The sequence below is a fragment of the Streptomyces sp. NPDC002793 genome (assembly GCF_040295485.1).
GTDB lineage: Bacteria > Actinomycetota > Actinomycetes > Streptomycetales > Streptomycetaceae > Streptomyces.
This window is the reverse complement of sequence record NZ_JBEOVL010000004.1, coordinates 159,964-176,818: the sequence shown is the minus strand read 5'-3', so window position 1 is coordinate 176,818 and position 16,855 is coordinate 159,964. Positions and strand designations below refer to the sequence as shown.

Below are 16,855 nucleotides of genomic sequence, written 5' to 3'. Positions count from 1 at the left end.
TATGACCGCCAGTCCCCCCGACGACGCCGACGCCCCAGGCCCGGACGCCCCCGGCCCCGCCCCGCTCTCCGACCGGGAGCGCGCGGTGCTGGCCCTGGAGCGGCGCTCCTGGACGGGCCCCGGCGCGAAGGAGCGGGCGATCAGGGAGGAGCTGGGCGTCGCACCGGTCCGCTACTACCAGCTGCTCAACGCACTCCTGGACGACCGCCGCGCCCTGGAGGCGGACCCGGTCACGGTGAACCGGCTGCGCCGGGTCCGCGAGGCGAGGCGCGGCCGCCGCTGAGGCGTGCGCGGGCCGCGCGGGACGGCGCGTTCCGCACCGTCCACGGACCCCCGGTCACCGATACGCTCGGGCCATGGGCAACTCGGCACACCCCCTCCCGACCCCGTCCACCCAGGCCGGCCGCGAAGGCCTCGCCGCACTCCTCGGCCGCCCGGACCGCGCGGTCGTCGCGCTGGACTTCGACGGCACGCTCGCCGACATCGTCCCGGACCCGGAACGGTCCCGCGCGCACCCCACCGTCGTCCCGGCCCTCTCCGCGCTCGCGCCGCGGGTCGCCGCCGTCGCCGTCATCACCGGCCGCCCCGCCGACACCGCCGTGCGGTACGGCGGCTTCGCGGGGGCGCCGGGCCTGGACCACCTCGTCGTCCTCGGGCACTACGGCGTCGAACGCTGGGACGCCGCCACCGCCACGGTGCACGCCCCCGCTCCCGACCCCGGTGTGGAGGCCGTGCGCGCCGCGCTCCCCGCCGTGATGGAAGGCATGGACAGCGGCATCTGGGTCGAGGAGAAGGGCGGCCGCGCGGTCGCCGTGCACACCCGCCGCGCCACCGACCCGCAGGCCGCCTTCGAGGCCCTGCGCGCCCCGCTGGAAGACCTGGCGGCCCGCCACGGCCTGATCGTCGAACCCGGCCGTCTGGTCCTGGAGCTGCGCCCGCCGGGCATGGACAAGGGCGTGGCGCTGGAGGAGTACGTGCGGGAGACCGGCGCCGAGACGGTGCTGTACGCCGGCGACGACCTCGGCGACCTCGCCGCGTACGCCGCCGTGGAGAGGCTCCGCACCCGGGGCACCGCCGGCCTGCTGGTGTGCAGCGGCACGGGGGTCCCCGAACTCGCCGAGCGCGCCGACCTGCTGCTGCCGGGCCCGGAGGCGGTGGCGGAGCTGCTCGGGGACCTGGCCCGGCAGATCAACCGGGGCTGACGCCGTCACCCCGCAGTGCGTCCAGCTGGTCGAGGAACCACCGCTGCGGCGGCAGCGCCGTCGCGGCGGCGGCCAGGCGCTTCGAGCGGGCGCCGCGTTCGTCGGGGTCCATCGTCAGCGCCTCGTGCAGGGCCGCGGCCGTGGCCGACACGTCGTACGGGTTGACGACGATCGCGTCGTCGCCCAGTTCCTCGTACGCCCCCGCCTCGCGGGAGAGGACCAGCGCGCAGCCGTGGTCCGAGACGACCGGGACCTCCTTGGCGACCAGGTTCATGCCGTCGCGGATCGGGTTGACCAGGGCCACGTCCGCCAGCCGGTACGCCGCCAGGGAGCGGGCGAAGTCGTCGTCGACGTGGAGCAGGACCGGGGTCCAGCCCTCCGTGCCGTGGTCCGCGTTGATCGCGTCGGCGACCCGCTGGACCTCCGCCGTGTAGTCGCGGTAGACCGCGAGGTCCTGCCGCGAGGGGTAGGCGAAGGCGACGTGCACCACGCGTTCGCGCCATTCGGGGCGCTCCTCCAGCAGGGCGCGGTAGGCGTGCAGCCCGCGGACGATGTTCTTGGACAGCTCCGTGCGGTCGACGCGCACGATCGTGCGCCGGCCGGCGCCCACCTGCTCGCGCAGCAGTTCCATGCGCTCGTCCACGTCCGCCTCACGGGAGCGGCGGCGCAGGAAGTCCGCGTCGGCGCCCAGCCCGTGCACCCCGATCCTGGTGCGGCCGGTGCCGCCGAGGATCTCCGTGCAGCAGCCGATGAAGGCGTCCGCCCAGCGGCGGGTCAGGAAGGCGGCGCGGTCGGCGCCCAGGATGCCGTTGAGCAGCTGCTCGCCGATGTCGTCGGGCAGCAGCCGGAAGTAGTCGACGGGCGCCCAGGGGGTGTGCGAGAAGTGTCCGATCCGCAGGTCGGGGCGGAGTTCGCGGAGGAGGCCCGGGACCAGCGAGAGGTGGTAGTCCTGAACCAGGACCGCGGCACCCTCGCCCGCCTCCTCGGCGAGAGCCTGCGCGAAGGCCCGGTTGTACGTTTCGTAGGACGCCCACAGGCGGCGGAACTCCGCGTCGAACACGGGCTCCAGCGGCGTCTGGTAGATCATGTGGTGGACGAACCAGAGCACCGAGTTCGCGATGCCGTTGTACGCGTCGGCGTGGACCCCCGCGTCGATGTCGAGCATCCGGACGCCGGGCTCGGACACCCCGCGCCGGACCGCCTCGCGGTCGCCGTCGCCGAGGGCGGCGCACACCCACAGCTTGTCGTCGACGGCGCTGAGGCCGGAGACGAGCCCGCCGCCGCCCCGCTTCGAGTCGAGCGTGCCGTCCTCCCGCAGTGCGTACGACACGGGGCCGCGATTGGACGCGACGAGGACCTGGGCGGAGTGCTCGGAGACCATGTACCCGAACCTAGCCCGTTCGGGAAGCCTCCAAACGTGAAGCGAGTGCGGAGCCGGGCGGGAAGAACCGTTACGCCGCTTTCCGGGACGCGTACTCCGCGATCTCCCGCATCGGCGGCCGTTCCTCCGTGTCCACCGCGTGGGTGCGGGGGACGAAGCCGTCGGGGCCCCGCTCGAACTGGGTGATCTCGGGCCGTACGAGCGGCCCCCGGGAGAGCCGCAGCTGCGCCGTCCGGTAGATCGCGGCCGCCATCCGGCCGAGGGCCTGGCCGTCCTGGTGACGGTGTTTGCGCACGCCGACGTCGACCTGCGCGAGGGCGTCCAGGCCGACCGTGTGCAGCGCGTCGACGAGGAGGCCCAGCTCCACTCCGTAACCGACCGGGAAGGGGAGCCGCTCCAGCAGGGAGCGCCGCACCGCGTATTCGCCGCCCAGCGGCTGGACGAAGCCGGCCAGTCGCGGCCAGTGCAGATTGAGCAGCGGGCGGGCCACCAGCTCGGTCACCCGGCCGCCCTGGCCTGCTGTCTCGCCCAACGGTCGGTCGTACATGGCTTTGACGAGCTGCACCGAGGGGTCGGTCAGCAGCGGGCCGACGATCCCGGAGACGAAGTCCGCGGAGAAGTCCTTGAGGTCCGCGTCGACGAAGCAGACGATCTCTCCACTGGTCACCAGGAGTGAGCGCCACAGGACCTCGCCCTTGCCGGGGAGGGCGGGGATCCGGGGCAGGATCGCGTCCCGGTGCACCACGCGGGCGCCGGCCCGCCGGGCCTCCTCCGCCGTGGCGTCGGTGGATCCGGAGTCGATCACCAGCAGTTCGTCGACGAGCCGGCACTTCTCCATCAGCTCGCGGCGGATCTCCGCGACGATGGCGCCGACCGTCGCCTCCTCGTTCAGCGCCGGCAGCACCACGCTGACCCGCGAGCGGTGCGGATCCCTGGCCCGCGCGGCCGTGAGCCGGTCGAGCGGGCGGTCGGCGGCTGACCAGGAACGCCTGGTCAGCCAGCGTTCCACCTCTTCCAGCACGGTCGGTACTCCCTGTATGTGATCCATCTCGCGGTGCGGACGGCTATCTCAACCGTCCTGTGCTTCGGTTACAGTCTTGAACAACGCGGATGACCCTCGCATGCCGGGGTCGGTCCGCGAATAAACGCCCGGATCCATGGTCCGGTGCCATAGCGCTCATCCAGAGGGACTGAGGGAACGGCCCGTTGAAGTCCCGGCAACCCTCCTGCCGACCGCGAGGTCACGGTGGGGAAGGTGCCAATTCCGTCTTGTGGCGAAATACGTCGCAAGGAAGATGAGGAGAAAGGGCCTCCGCCATCATGGCCGTGCAGACAGTTGCAGCCGACACCAATTCTTCCACCGTGGACCTCGGTCCCGCCGCGGCGCTTTCCTGCCGCGAGTGCGGCGAGCGTTTCGAGCTCGGCCCGATCTTCGCCTGTGCGTCCTGTTTCGGGCCGCTCGAAGTGGCCTACGACCTGCCGAGCGGCTCCCCCGAAGAGCTGAAGAAGCGCATCGCCGAGGGCCCGAACAACATCTGGCGCTACGCGCCGCTGCTGCCCGTCCCCGCCGACGTCGCGGACAAGCCCAACATCAACCCCGGCTTCACGAAGCTGGTCAAGGCCGACAACCTCGCCCGTGAGCTGGGCGTGACCGGCGGCCTGTACGTCAAGGACGACTCCGGCAACCCGACGCACTCCTTCAAGGACCGTGTCGTCGCCATCGCCGTCGAGGCCGCCCGCGCCTTCGGGTTCACCACCCTCTCCTGCTCCTCCACCGGCAACCTCGCCGGCGCGGTGGGCGCCGCCGCGGCCCGCGCCGGCTTCCGCTCCTGCGTGTTCATCCCGCACGACCTGGAGCAGGGCAAGGTCGTCATGGCCGCGGTGTACGGCGGCGAACTGGTCGGCATCGAGGGCAATTACGACGACGTCAACCGCTTCTGCTCGGAGCTCATCGGCGACCCGCTCGGCGAGGGCTGGGGCTTCGTCAACGTCAACCTGCGGCCGTACTACGGCGAGGGCTCGAAGACCCTGGCGTACGAGATCTGTGAGCAGCTCGGCTGGCAGCTGCCCGACCAGCTCGTCATCCCGATCGCGTCCGGCTCGCAGCTGACGAAGATCGACAAGGGCCTGCAGGAGCTGATCAAGCTCGGTCTCGTCGAGGACAAGCCGTACAAGATCTTCGGGGCCCAGGCCGAGGGCTGCTCCCCGGTCTCGACCGCCTTCAAGGCCGGTCACGACGTCGTGCGCCCGCAGAAGCCGAACACCATCGCCAAGTCCCTGGCGATCGGCAACCCGGCCGACGGTCCGTACGTCCTGGACATCGCCCGCCGCACCGGTGGTGCCGTGGAGGACGTCGACGACGAGCAGGTCGTCGACGCGATCAAGCTGCTGGCCCGCACCGAGGGCATCTTCGCCGAGACGGCGGGCGGGGTCACGGTCGGTGTGACGAAGAAGCTGATCGACGCCGGTCTGCTCGACCCGACGCTGACCACCGTCGTGCTGAACACCGGCGACGGACTGAAGACGCTCGACGCGGTCGCCCCGACGACCGGCCTGTCGGCGACGATCCGGCCCAGCCTGGACGCGTTCCGCGACGCGGGCCTCGCTGCCGCCGCCAACTGACCACCCGAGAGACCGAGGAAGGCACCCACATGAGCGTCAAGGTCCGTATCCCCACCATCCTCCGCACCTACACGGGCGGTCAGGCCGAGGTCCCGGCCGAGGGCGCCACCCTCTCCGAGGTCATCGCGTCCCTGGAGCAGAACCACCCGGGCATCGGCGCCCGCGTCCTGGACGACCAGGGCAAGCTGCGCCGCTTCGTCAACGTGTACGTCAACGACGACGACGTGCGCTTCGAGGGCGGCCTCGACGCGGTGACCCCGGACGGCGCCGGCGTCTCAATCATCCCGGCCGTCGCCGGAGGCTGACGGCCCGTCGGGCCGCCCGACCGCACAGCGTGAGTACGGTGGCCCCCTCCGCGAGAGAAGCGGAGGGGGCCATTCTGTATGGTTGAGCACGGTACAGTTGGGGAAGGCCCCGCCGCTGCCCGCGCCGCCCGCATATGAGAATGCGCCCGGACGCGACAAGAAGCAGCCAAAGTACGTGAACTCTTAGTGGCATAAGTCGCCTTTGTCAGGCCCGACTTGCCCTGGAATCCCCTGAATTCCCCTCATGCGGGCAGTCACGCGTGCCCAGAATTCTCGTCCGATTGACCTGTTGCAGAGGGCAGTTGGGCAGATACATTCGGCCGCGGTCGACGCGTTCCGGCGCACGCCACCCTCTCCTGTCGGAGGGTGAGTTCTGACCCGGGCCCGCGAAGTGCGGTGCTCGTGCAAGGGCCAGTAATAGGGGAGTTAGGCATGGCTCAGGGCACCGTCAAGTGGTTCAACGCGGAGAAGGGGTACGGCTTCATCGCGGTCGACGGTGGTGCGGATGTTTTCGTCCACTACAGCGCGATCCAGATGGACGGGTACCGCACCCTCGAAGAGGGTCAGCGAGTTGAGTTCGAGATCTCGCAGGGCCAGAAGGGGCCGCAGGCGGACATGGTCAAGCTCGCCGTCGGCTGAGCTCGGCGCGGTCGGCCAACGACACTACTCACGCACGTGAGGCCCGTACCTCCACCAGGGGTACGGGCCTCACGTGCGTCTGCGCGCCCCCGGTCGTCCACGGCCGAAGGGCCACGAGGTTGTCCACAACCGAAGGGTGACGCTTGCACTCGAAGGGGTCGAGTGCTAATCATTGGCGTTAGCACTCTCCAGGTGAGAGTGACAGAAACTTGGACCGGGCCGGTGAGGCCCGCAGGCTCGGTGGGGCAAGGAACCGCTGAGCACGCTGGCCGTCCGTCGCGGGCGCCACTCGGTCCGGAGAAATCCACCCCTGTCCGGGAGGACCACTTCACATGGCCAAGATCATCGCGTTCGACGAGGAGGCACGGCGCGGTCTCGAGCGCGGGATGAACCAGCTCGCCGACGCCGTCAAGGTCACCCTCGGCCCCAAGGGCCGTAACGTCGTCCTCGAGAAGAAGTGGGGCGCGCCCACGATCACCAACGATGGTGTTTCCATCGCCAAGGAGATCGAGCTCGAGGACCCGTACGAGAAGATCGGTGCGGAGCTGGTCAAGGAGGTCGCCAAGAAGACGGACGACGTCGCCGGCGACGGTACGACCACCGCCACCGTTCTCGCCCAGGCTCTCGTCCGCGAGGGTCTGCGCAACGTCGCCGCGGGTGCCAACCCGATGGCTCTGAAGCGTGGCATCGAGAAGGCCGTCGAGGCCGTCTCCGCCGCTCTGCTGGAGCAGGCGAAGGACGTGGAGACCAAGGAGCAGATCGCTTCGACCGCCTCCATCTCCGCTGCTGACACCGAGATCGGCGCCAAGATCGCCGAGGCTATGGACAAGGTCGGCAAGGAAGGCGTCATCACCGTCGAGGAGTCCCAGACCTTCGGTCTGGAGCTCGAGCTCACCGAGGGTATGCGCTTCGACAAGGGCTACATCTCGGCGTACTTCGCCACCGACATGGAGCGCATGGAGTCGTCGTTCGACGACCCGTACATCCTGATCGTCAACTCCAAGATCAGCAACGTGAAGGACCTCCTTCCGCTGCTCGAGAAGGTCATGCAGTCGGGCAAGCCCCTGCTGATCATCGCGGAGGACGTCGAGGGCGAGGCTCTGTCGACGCTGGTCGTCAACAAGATCCGTGGCACCTTCAAGTCCGTCGCCGTCAAGGCTCCGGGCTTCGGTGACCGCCGCAAGGCCATGCTCGGCGACATCGCCATCCTCACCGGTGGCACCGTCATCTCCGAGGAGGTCGGTCTCAAGCTGGAGAACGCCGGCCTGGACCTGCTCGGCACCGCCCGCAAGGTCGTCATCACCAAGGACGAGACGACGATCGTCGACGGTGGCGGCGAGAGCGACCAGGTTCAGGGTCGCGTCAAGCAGATCCGTGCCGAGATCGAGAACTCCGACTCGGACTACGACCGCGAGAAGCTCCAGGAGCGCCTCGCGAAGCTGGCCGGCGGCGTGGCCGTCATCAAGGCCGGCGCCGCCACCGAGGTGGAGCTCAAGGAGCGCAAGCACCGCATCGAGGACGCGGTGCGCAACGCCAAGGCCGCCGTCGAGGAGGGCATCGTCGCCGGTGGTGGCGTGGCTCTGCTCCAGGCCTCGGCCGTCTTCGAGAAGCTCGACCTGACCGGTGACGAGGCCACGGGCGCCAACGCCGTGAAGCTCGCGCTGGAGGCCCCGCTCAAGCAGATCGCCGTCAACGGTGGTCTCGAGGGTGGCGTCATCGTCGAGAAGGTGCGCAACCTGCCGATCGGTCACGGCCTCAACGCCGCGACCGGCGAGTACGTCGACATGATCGCCGAGGGCATCATCGACCCGGCGAAGGTCACGCGCTCCGCCCTGCAGAACGCCGCGTCCATCGCCGCGCTCTTCCTCACCACCGAGGCCGTCATCGCCGACAAGCCGGAGAAGGCCTCCGCGGCCGCTCCGGGCGGCATGCCGGGCGGTGACATGGACTTCTGATCCTCGGATCAGAAGCTCCACGCGGCACCCGCCGCACCGCGGTACCCGTACGACGCCGGCCCCCGGGATTCGTTCCCGGGGGCCGGCGTCGTACTGCTGTGCGTCCGGTTCAGGACCCGTCGCCGCTCGACCGGCCGAAGAACTCGACCTCGGCGATGGCCACCTGCTTCTCCGCGGACGCGCCGTGAGCCGACTCGATGGTGAAGCGCACCGTGACGGCCTCACCGACGCGGAAGGCGCGGCGCTGTGCGCCCGGGCCCTGATCCAGGGTGAGCACGCGGGTGGTCTCCGTCCCGTCCTTCGCGGTGATCGTCGCCTTGACCCGGTGCGGAAGGGCGGACTTGCCGAGCTGGTCCTGTTTGGTGGACACGCCCGGAGTGATGACCACGTCCAGCAGACGGGTCGGCTGGTCGAAGGCGGCCTCGATCCACTCCCCCTGCCCGGACCCCCTCACTCCGGGGCCCCACCAGGTGTTGCTCAGCTTGTCGAAGGTGAGCTGCGGCTTGTGGCCGGTCCAGGAGCGGGACGCCTTGTACGCGGTGGGGTAGACCGGGGCGCGCTTGGCGAAGTGGTCCCGGGTGGTCTGGATGCCGTCGGGGAGGTACATCACGCCGAGGACGACCAGGGTGACGACGACGGCGGCGGTGATCCAGGTGCCGACGCGGTCGAAGGCGCGGCGGATGCGGGGCCGGTCGCCCGCCCACGGGTTCTCGTTCCTGCGGGAGCCCGTGATGCGGCGCCACCAGGGGAGGGGGGCCGGCGGGCGTTCGGGGTTGTCGGCCAGCGGCATCGCGCAGCGGGCGCAGAAGTGGCGGTCGGGGCGGTTGGGTGTGGCGCACCAGGAGCAGGGCGGGCCGTTCCCGGTGTCCTGCTGGGGCCCCGGGACCCGCACCTGCGGGCGGTCGGTGTCGGGGCGGCCCGGGAGGACCGGGGCGACTGCCTGCGGTGCGGGGTGCGCGGCCTCGGGCTCGTCGACCGGGACGAGGAGGGAGCGGGCGCGGTCGGCCGCACTGCCGCCGCCCGGGGTGGGCAGCGGGACGGTGGGGTCGTTCTCGCCCGGGCGCGGGGCGTCGTAGGACGAGGCGGTACCGGCTCCTCCGTCGCCGGCGCGGCCCGCGAGGGTGTCGCGGTGGTGCTGGGGCAGGCGCGAGGCGTCGGACGTCGCGGCCGAAGCGGCGTCGCCCGGCATCGTCGCCGCGCCGCCGGGGCCGGTGTGGTGGCCCCCGAAGCCGGCCGGGGGCGTCGGGTCCGGGTCGCTGTCCCGCGGCGGGCGCGCGGGGCGGGCGTCGCCGCTTCCGTCGCGGGCGAAGCCGTCCCAGCCGCCTCCGGCGGACCGGTCGGAGGCGGCGCTCTCCGGGGCGGACCCGGCGGGCGGGCCGGCCGCCGGGGAGGCGGAGGAACCGGTTGTCCGGGCCTGCCCGGAGCGGGGGCGGGCCGAATCCCAGCCGAGCACGGCGCCGCAGGCGTCGCAGAACGACTGACCCGGTTCCGCGCGGGTGCCGCACTCGGCGCAGTTCTGCGTGGTCATCTCTCCGGTGTCCTTTCGGCGGCCGTCACGGTGACGGTGTAGGGCATGTGCGCGGGGCGGGCGGCGGCCACCAGGCTGTCCAGGCGGTGCGTGTCCGCGGGGGTGGGGTCGGGGAGCCGAAGCGTGACGTGGAGGTGGGGGCGCGGGGTACCGGGGACGGGGCCCAGGGGGCGGGCGTTCCAGGTGGCGCCGCCGCTCTCGGAGATCTCCGGTTCGGTCCCGAAGGCGAGCCGTACCGCTTCGGAGAGGCCGCGCCGGGTGCCCCGTACGCGGTGCAGCCGTGCGGCGGCGGCCACGGCGGCGCGCAGCCGTGCCTCCGGTTCGGTGCCGTCGGTCTCCGCGCCGACCCAGGTGCTGAGCCACTGGGCGAAGTCGACGGGGGTCAGGGCGGGGTCGAAGTAGGCGTCCAGGCAGTCGAGCACGTTCAGGACGGGCGCCAGGACGTCGTCGAGTCCGGCGACGAAGCGCTGGGCGAGATCGTCGTCGGCGAAGACGGCGGGGAGCATCGTGCCGATGGGTGTGGACGAGCCGAGGCCGTCGACGGATCCTCTCATCGGTGGCCTCCCGGGCAGGTCGTGGTCGTCATGGCGTCACGCCCCGTCCCCGATCACTCGTACGCGGTGGTCGAACGAGAAGACCAGGGCCGGTGGTTGGAGGTCGATGCGGTTGGTCGGGTCGCCGCGCTTGCCGGTCAGGGGGTCGGCGGGGTGCAGGATGACCTCGTCGACCAGCTCCACGCCGGGGACCCGCTGGAGGACGGCGAAGACCTCGCCCGCCTGCACCGGGCGGCCGAAGGGCCAGCCCCGCCCGTCGGCGCCGCCGGTGAGCGGGTCGAGGTGGCGGTAGAGGGTGTCGTGGGCCTGGCGGCGTACGCGGTCGGTGTCCACGCCGCGGAACGCGTGGACCGTCGCCACCACGGTGACGCCCTGGTAGTAGGGCGGGCCCACGGCCACCCGGGTGCCGATGAGGCGGCGTTCGTCGAGGTGGCGGGTGATGCGGTCGAGCAGGGTGTCGCCCGGCACGAGCTGTTCGAAGCGGAGCCGGCCGCCGGGGTCGGGGACGGCCTGCGGCACCACGAGGACCCGTATCGCGTAGGCCCCGTACTCGTTCTCCTCGCCCTCCAGGCAGGTGATGCGGGCGGTCTCGGGGGCGGCCCTGCGGGCGAGTTCCTCGTAGTCGCGCAGGGTGACGGCGCGTTCCTGGGCCCGGAGGGTGATCGGGGCCCGGAGCTTGGCCTCCTCGATCGTCTCCCCGTCGACGCCGCCCCGTGCGGCTTCGCGGTTGTCGACCTCGGAGACGTACGGGATCGAGGTGCGAAGCACCTGGACGGCACCACGGGCCACGTTGCCGGCCCGGCCGCCGCCGGTGCGGTAGCGGCGGGCGCGGATGACGGACCCCTTGGGGGCGACGGTGCCGTACTGGCGGAGGGTGCCGTCGGGTTCGCGGACGGCGGGGCCGAAGGCGATCTCGCCGGTCGCGGCGTCGAGCGTGATGTGCCGGTCGTCCGGCCGGGAGGCGGCGAAGTGCGGGACCACCTGCCAGTCCTCCCAGCCGTCGTGCGCGGCGGTCTGGAGCAGCAGGGGCGGGTCGTCGCCGACCACGGGGGTGTGGGCGAGCCGCAGCCGCTGGCCGGGCAGCCCGATGGATTCGCCGAGCATCTCGTCGTAGACGGTCTCCGCGTGCACGACACGGGTGGTGCCGCCGATGGTGTAGGCCTCGGCGGAACGGATGCTGGGTGACGTGGCGTAGAAGGGCTGGCCGGACCGGGGTTCGGTGACCCGGCAGCGCAGCCATCCGGCTTCGTGGCCGCCGTTACGGGAGAGGACGTGGCCGCCGGGGACGTGCAGGACGACGTCGCCGGGCCGGTTGAGGCCGCCGGTGCCGTCGCGGTCGACCTCGCAGGGCCGCCAGCCGTCCTCGGTCCACGCCTCCCACACGAGCGGGGGCTGCCGGGGGTCGACGCCGACGCCGTCGACGCGGCTGTCGAGTTCGAGGGCGAGTGCGCAGTGCGGGACGGCGGCGGTGAGGCCGAAGAGCATGCAGTCGCCCGGGGCGGGGGACTCCGCGAAGCAGAGCAGGTCCTTGCCCTCGGCGAGGTCGGTGGTCCGGTCGGTGACGGGCTTGCCGTGGTGCTGCACCACGAGGTGCCGGAGCGTGCTGGGCACGACGGCGAGTTCGCGTTCGGTGGCGAAGACGACGGCCGACTCACGTTCCGTGCGTACGGTCGCCACCTCGGTGCCGACCGGTACCTGTATCGCTTCCTCCTGCGGGGCGGACAGCCAGAACGTCACGTCGGTGCGGGCTGCGGACGGGGGGAAGAGGGTGATGCCGACGAGGTCGAGGAAGGCCAGGTGGTTCTTCTCCGGCACCCGGTTGAGACGGTAGACGATCTGGTCGGCCATGTGGGCGACCGTCTCGACGAGGGTGACACCGGGGTCGGAGACGTTGTGGTCGGTCCACTCCGGTGCGCGCTGCTGGATGTAGCGCTTGGCGTCGTCGACGAACTGCTGGAAGCGACGGTCGTCGAGGTTGGGGGAGGGCAGGGACATCAGCCGTCGCTTTCGGAGGGGATACCGGGGCTGCCGGAGGGGCCCGGCTCCCCCGGTTCCTCGTGGGAGGGGATGACGTAGAAGGGGAAGACGAGGCTGCGCGGGTTGTTGGTGCCGCGGATCGAGTAACGGACGTCGATGAACAGGACGTTCTGCTCCCCGCCGGCGGTGACCTCGACCTCGTGGACCTCGATGCGGGGCTCCCAGCGGTCCAGGCTGATGTGGACCTCGTGCTGGATGCGGCCGGCGGTCTGCTCGTTGACCGGCGCGAAGACGAGGTCGTGGATGGCGCAGCCGAAGTCGGGCCGCATCGGCCGCTCGCCCGGGGCGGTGGCCAGGACGAGCCTGATGGCCTCCTCGACCTCCCGCTCCCCACTGACGAGGGCGATGCCGCCGGTGGGCCCGATGCGCAGCGGGAACGCCCAGCCGGAGCCGACGAACTGTTCGGCCATCAGGGGGCCACCTGCCTTCTTCTCGGTACGGACCCGGCACGCGGGTACGGTCGTTCGGTCATCCGAACGGGTACTTGATGGTGTTGACGAAGAAGCCGCCCATGAGGTCGAGCTTGATGGCCTTGATGTTCACGTTGGCCACGGACTGGACCGACACGATCCCCGTCGCGGAGAGCGACGCCGCGCCGGTCGCCGACAGGTTCAGGGCGCCCATCGCGTTCACGCTGACCACGCCGCCCATCGACCTGAGGTTGACCATGCCCTGCCCCTGAAGGGTGAGAGGCCCGCCGCTCTTGATCGTCACCGCCCGGCGTCCGCTCAGCGAGAGGTCCGTGCCCGCTTCCACCGACACCGACCGGCTGCCCGTGATGGAGACGGAGCCCGCGCTGTCGACGGTGATCTCGGTCTGGGTGCGGTCGAGGTTGATGGTCAGTCTGTCGTCACCACTGGCGATCCGGACGCCTTGCTTCCGCCCGCCGGTCCGCTGGCTGAGCAGGTCGACGCGGTTGCCCTGCCGGTCGGACAGGGTGTGCCGGGTGGCCTTCTTCTTCAGCCCGTCGTGCAGGGGGACATCGGGGACCTTGGTGGGCAGGTCCCGGCCGTTGTAGAGCCCGCCGATCACGAACGGGTGGTCCAGCGCGCCCCGGTCGAAGGCGACCAGCACCTCGTCGCCGACGTCCATGGGGAAGACTCCGCCGCCTCCCACACCACCGAGCTGCACGCTGCGCGCCCAGTCGCTGACGTAGGTGTTGTCCAGCCACGGGAACTGGAGCTTGACCCGGCCCTGCTTGAGCGGGTCCTGTACGTCGGTGACGATGGCGTTGGCGACGCTGGGCAGCCGGGCGCTCCCGCTGTCCGCGTTGCCGCCGCCCGAGGCCAGCCCGTACAGCGAACGCCACTGCCGTCCGCTGACGGTGACCCAGGACTCGTAGTGCTTGCCGTCGCCGAAGACGTGGCGCACCGAGGTGACGGTGTACTTCCCCTCGAAGGGCTTGCCGACGTCGGCGAGGGCCACGGGCACGCCGGGCCGCAGGTCCGGGTTGCCGCGCACCACGGCCTCCAGCTCGGCGAAGGAGGAGGTGACGTCGGCGGCGAGGGCCTTCGAGGCGTGCCTGACCTCGTCCTGCTTGTCGTAGGGGTTGCTGGTCTCGACGAGCTTGGCGGCCTTGAACTTCCCGGCGGCCTCGCCGGGGGTGAGCCCGATGCTGATGCCCGGGTCGGTCTTCGCGGGCGAGACCTCGGTGATCTTCTTCTTGGTGGTGACGTTCCAGCCGCGCGACTCGACCTCGCCGACCTGGTCGGCCGCGGTCACCGCCGCCCGCAGCCGCAGGATGTCGTGACCGGCCTGGAGGACGAAGGCGCTCTTGTCGCCGTCGGTGCCGGGAGAGGGCGCGCCGTCCGAGGGGTTCGGCTTGACGAACCGGAACTTCCCCTTGGCGTCCAGGGACATCACCATGTTGTTCTCGTCGGCGAGCCGGGCGAGGAAGTCCCAGTCGGTGACGTTGGACTGGCTGATGAAGCCGTACGCGCCCTTCGTCGCCTGGATCCGGCCGACCGGCACCCCGTCCATACGGACGAGATCGCGGGCGATGTCGGAGGCCGACTGGTTGCGGTACGCGGCCACCCGGCGCTGACGCATCAGCCGGTGCCCGAAGTCGTAGCCGCGGATCACGGTGAAGCTGCCGGTGCCGTCGTAGTCGGCCTCCATGCCGGTGACCTCGCCGGTCATCAGCGGCTTCCCGACGCCCTGGCCGTCCGCCACCGGGGTGAGGACCACCCTGGAGCCGAACTTCACCTTCAGTTCGCCGAGGACCAGGTGGTAGGGGTCACGGAAGGTGAGCCGGAACGCCGCGGGCACACCGGCCCCCTGGTCGACCCAGCCCTCGACGAGCATCGGGGCGATGACGGCGGGCAACTTCGCCCCGTCGACGGTGACCTGCATGATGCTGGAGAACGCGGTCTGCACCATCAGTGACCCACCTCCTCCGCCGAGGGCAGCAGGAGTTCGGTGCCGGAGGGCAGCTGCGACGGGTCGTCGATGCCGTTGGCCTCGGCGATCGCGCGCCAGGCGGTGGCGTTGCCGTACTCACGCCAGGCCAGCGACTGCAGCGAGTCACCCGCGACGACCCGGTGCACGCGCTGGGCGGTGAGCGCGCCCGAGGTCGGGTTCTGGCCCTTGGTCTTGCCCGGGATCTCGTGCAACTGCACCTGGCAGGTGGCGCGGATGGGGACGCCGGTGGTGCCGAAGAGGCTGTACGACGCCTCGATGGAGCTGACGTACGCGGTGAAGCGGGCCGTGGAGAAGGAACCCCACTGGAAGACCACCCACGGCGGCGACGGCTGGTTGGCGGCGATGCTCTGGGCGGTCACCTCGCAGCAGCCCAGCAGCGACTCCACCTTCTTCAGCACCGAGTTGCCCGTCGGTTTGGTGGAGGAGTCCAGGAAGATCTCCAGGGTCATCTCGCGTGGTTCGGCGCCCATGAACTCCGGCTTCGAACCGTCGCGTACGGCCGCCGTCGGGGTGGCCTTCCACTGGGCGCGCTGGCTGAGGGACAGCTGCGCCGGGTTGAACTCGAAGCTGAACGTCCGCATGAGCGCGCCGGGCGTGGTGCTCGTTCCCACCGGGGGCTCGTGGATGGCGAGGCCGGCGCGTACGAGGCTCTTGCCCGCGCCTTTGCTGCTCTTTGCCATGGGTCTTCCTCGTCTTCCTCTCTGCTCCGTGGGGCCGTCAGTCCGTGAAGCCGTGGTGGGCGATCTCCAGGACCTCGTTCGCCACGGCCGGGTTGTTCGGGTCGAGGCTGGGGCCCTGCCAGCTGACCGGCAGTACGTCGATGAGTCCCCAACGGGCGACCAGGGACCCGTCCGCGCGCAGGGCGGAGATCTGCGCCGTGGGCCGGTTGATCCCCGTCTGCACGGAGGAGATCCACTTGGCGACCTTGGTGGTGTCCGGGGTGAGGGGGCGGGTCAGCCGGATGTTGGGGAAGGTGACCCGGGTGGGCAGCTGCCACACGAACCCGTTGTTGCCGCCCTCCTGGCGCTGCTCGATCTCCACCTGGGACGACAGGCCCTCGCACCCGTTGAAGTACCCGAGGCTCTCGCCGTCGATGGTGAGGGTGAACCAGATGGTGGAGCCCGGGTCCTGGCGGGGCATCGCGGGTCGGCCTTTCGTCGGATACGTCGTGGGTGGGGTGGGTGGCCGGCGCCCGGTGGAGGCGACCGGTCAGTGCCGGGGGTCGCGGAGTCTGCCGATCCGTTCACGGTCCAGCCGCAACTCGGTGCGGATGAGACGGGTGATGCGGCCGATGATCCGGTGCACCAGCTCGTCGAGCTGGAAGTCGGTGAGCTCCCGCGGGTCGAATCCGCCGGGCGGTACGGCCGTGTACCCGGGCGGTGAATCGTCCGACGGGGGCTGGGAGTTCGGCGTCGACGCGCTGCCGCCCGGGTGCGGGGAGTACGGCGGTGGCGAGCCCGGGGGCGGGCCGCCGGAGGGCGGTTCGTAGGGCGGCGGAGGGGTGGTGTGGTCACTCCGCTGGGACCGGAGACGGCCCAGGGTGGAGGACACCGTGCCGGCCGCCGCCGCGGCGAGTGCGCCGATGGCCGAACCGTTGCCGAGGCGCTGGACGGTGGGAGCCGACGCGCTGCTGGACTGGACGGGGCGGACCGGTTCCGGTGCCGAGGCCGGGGGCGGGGTGAGGGACGCGACGGGGAGGGGGGACGCGGCGGTGGCGGCCCGGGGCGGCGTGAGGGTGCGCAGCGGTACGGCCGTGGAAGGGACGGCTCGGCGCTGGATGTGATGGGTGGGGGGTGCGGGCGGGACGGCGGCGGCCGTGGGCGGGGCCGTGGGCGCGGGCAGCTGAGGGGGCGCGGCGGCCGTGGGCAGCGGGGGACGGGGGGCCGCGGCGGGGGGCATGCCGCTCGGCGCGAGGGCGCCGGAGGCCGAGGTGGCGGCCCGCTGGACGGTCGGCGCACCCGGTGCTGTCGGCGCGGGGGCGGTGTTGGGCCGGCCGGTTCCTGGCACGGGCGAGGCGATGAGCGGGACCGCGTCCACGGGGGCGGAGCGGAGGGGTGCACCGAGCGAGGGCCGGCGCCGCACGGGGGCGCTCGGAGAAGACGAGGCGGCGACCGAGGCGCGCTGGACCTGAGGCTCTCCGGCGGGAGGGGGAGCCGCCGAGCGGCGGACCTCCTGTGCCCCGGGGGCCGGTGCGGAGGGCTGTGCGGGCGC

16 protein-coding genes and 1 riboswitch are annotated in these 16,855 nt (G+C 71.6%); of the genes, 6 read left to right on the top strand and 10 right to left on the bottom strand.

What is annotated here, in order from left to right; all coding sequences use genetic code 11:
• Position 1 precedes the first annotated feature (1 nt).
• Together ABT001_RS05670 and otsB are read left to right on the top strand one after the other, a co-directional pair.
• Complete coding sequence (locus ABT001_RS05670; protein WP_351272821.1) at positions 2-283, top strand: DUF3263 domain-containing protein; 282 nt, start codon at positions 2-4, stop codon at positions 281-283.
• 73 nt (positions 284-356) lie between these two features.
• Positions 357-1,202 (top strand): trehalose-phosphatase, encoded by an 846-nt coding sequence (gene otsB / locus ABT001_RS05665; RefSeq protein ID WP_351272819.1) that lies wholly within the window; start codon positions 357-359, stop codon positions 1,200-1,202.
• On the opposite strand, the gene ABT001_RS05660 is transcribed toward otsB, so the two are convergent.
• Together ABT001_RS05660 and ABT001_RS05655 are read right to left on the bottom strand one after the other, a co-directional pair.
• Complete coding sequence (locus ABT001_RS05660; protein WP_351272816.1) at positions 1,189-2,583, bottom strand: alpha,alpha-trehalose-phosphate synthase (UDP-forming); 1,395 nt, start codon at positions 2,581-2,583, stop codon at positions 1,189-1,191. The genes otsB and ABT001_RS05660 overlap by 14 nt on opposite strands.
• A gap of 70 nt (positions 2,584-2,653) precedes the next feature.
• Positions 2,654-3,604: a glucosyl-3-phosphoglycerate synthase gene (locus ABT001_RS05655; protein ID WP_351273089.1), complete on the bottom strand. Its 951-nt coding sequence runs from the start codon at positions 3,602-3,604 to the stop codon at positions 2,654-2,656.
• Between the two features lie 153 nt (positions 3,605-3,757).
• Positions 3,758-3,885: riboswitch (SAM riboswitch) on the top strand.
• 18 nt (positions 3,886-3,903) lie between these two features.
• Here ABT001_RS05655 and thrC point away from each other — a divergent pair.
• The 4 genes from thrC to groL all read left to right on the top strand — a co-directional run bounded on the left by thrC (position 3,904) and on the right by groL (position 8,104).
• On the top strand, positions 3,904-5,205 hold the full coding sequence (gene thrC, locus ABT001_RS05650; protein ID WP_351272813.1) for a threonine synthase: 1,302 nt from the start codon (positions 3,904-3,906) through the stop codon (positions 5,203-5,205).
• 29 nt (positions 5,206-5,234) lie between these two features.
• Complete coding sequence (locus ABT001_RS05645) at positions 5,235-5,510, top strand: MoaD/ThiS family protein (protein WP_099174090.1); 276 nt, start codon at positions 5,235-5,237, stop codon at positions 5,508-5,510.
• Between the two features lie 432 nt (positions 5,511-5,942).
• A complete protein-coding gene (locus tag ABT001_RS05640) occupies positions 5,943-6,149 on the top strand; it encodes a cold-shock protein (protein WP_003967346.1) in 207 nt (68 codons plus the stop codon).
• Positions 6,150-6,481: 332 nt separating this feature from the next.
• Entirely contained in the window at positions 6,482-8,104 is a 1,623-nt protein-coding gene (gene groL / locus ABT001_RS05635) for a chaperonin GroEL (protein WP_351272810.1), read from the top strand.
• Between the two features lie 109 nt (positions 8,105-8,213).
• Here the strand turns inward: groL and ABT001_RS05630 are convergent, their stop codons facing one another.
• From ABT001_RS05630 to ABT001_RS05595, 8 genes are all read right to left on the bottom strand, one after another.
• The gene (locus tag ABT001_RS05630) at positions 8,214-9,632 is read right to left on the bottom strand and encodes an NADase-type glycan-binding domain-containing protein (RefSeq protein WP_351272807.1); all 1,419 of its coding nucleotides are present in this window, start codon (positions 9,630-9,632) and stop codon (positions 8,214-8,216) included.
• Positions 9,629-10,186 (bottom strand): phage tail protein, encoded by a 558-nt coding sequence (locus ABT001_RS05625; RefSeq protein ID WP_351272805.1) that lies wholly within the window; start codon positions 10,184-10,186, stop codon positions 9,629-9,631. Before ABT001_RS05625 ends, ABT001_RS05630 begins: the two co-directional genes overlap by 4 nt.
• A gap of 36 nt (positions 10,187-10,222) precedes the next feature.
• Positions 10,223-12,181, bottom strand: coding sequence for a putative baseplate assembly protein (locus tag ABT001_RS05620; RefSeq protein WP_351272802.1), 1,959 nt, complete (start codon positions 12,179-12,181; stop codon positions 10,223-10,225).
• Entirely contained in the window at positions 12,181-12,633 is a 453-nt protein-coding gene (locus ABT001_RS05615; protein ID WP_351272800.1) for a GPW/gp25 family protein, read from the bottom strand. The genes ABT001_RS05620 and ABT001_RS05615 overlap by 1 nt, the downstream gene beginning before the upstream one ends.
• A gap of 58 nt (positions 12,634-12,691) precedes the next feature.
• Positions 12,692-14,602 (bottom strand): VgrG-related protein, encoded by a 1,911-nt coding sequence (locus tag ABT001_RS05610; protein WP_351272797.1) that lies wholly within the window; start codon positions 14,600-14,602, stop codon positions 12,692-12,694.
• The gene (locus ABT001_RS05605; RefSeq protein WP_351272795.1) at positions 14,602-15,324 is read right to left on the bottom strand and encodes a CIS tube protein; all 723 of its coding nucleotides are present in this window, start codon (positions 15,322-15,324) and stop codon (positions 14,602-14,604) included. The genes ABT001_RS05610 and ABT001_RS05605 overlap by 1 nt, the downstream gene beginning before the upstream one ends.
• Positions 15,325-15,361: 37 nt before the next feature.
• Positions 15,362-15,784, bottom strand: a complete 423-nt coding sequence (locus ABT001_RS05600; RefSeq protein WP_351272792.1) for a phage tail protein — start codon at positions 15,782-15,784, stop codon at positions 15,362-15,364.
• Between the two features lie 69 nt (positions 15,785-15,853).
• The gene (locus ABT001_RS05595; protein WP_351272789.1) at positions 15,854-16,681 is read right to left on the bottom strand and encodes a hypothetical protein; all 828 of its coding nucleotides are present in this window, start codon (positions 16,679-16,681) and stop codon (positions 15,854-15,856) included.
• Between the last annotated feature and the right edge of the window lie 174 nt (positions 16,682-16,855).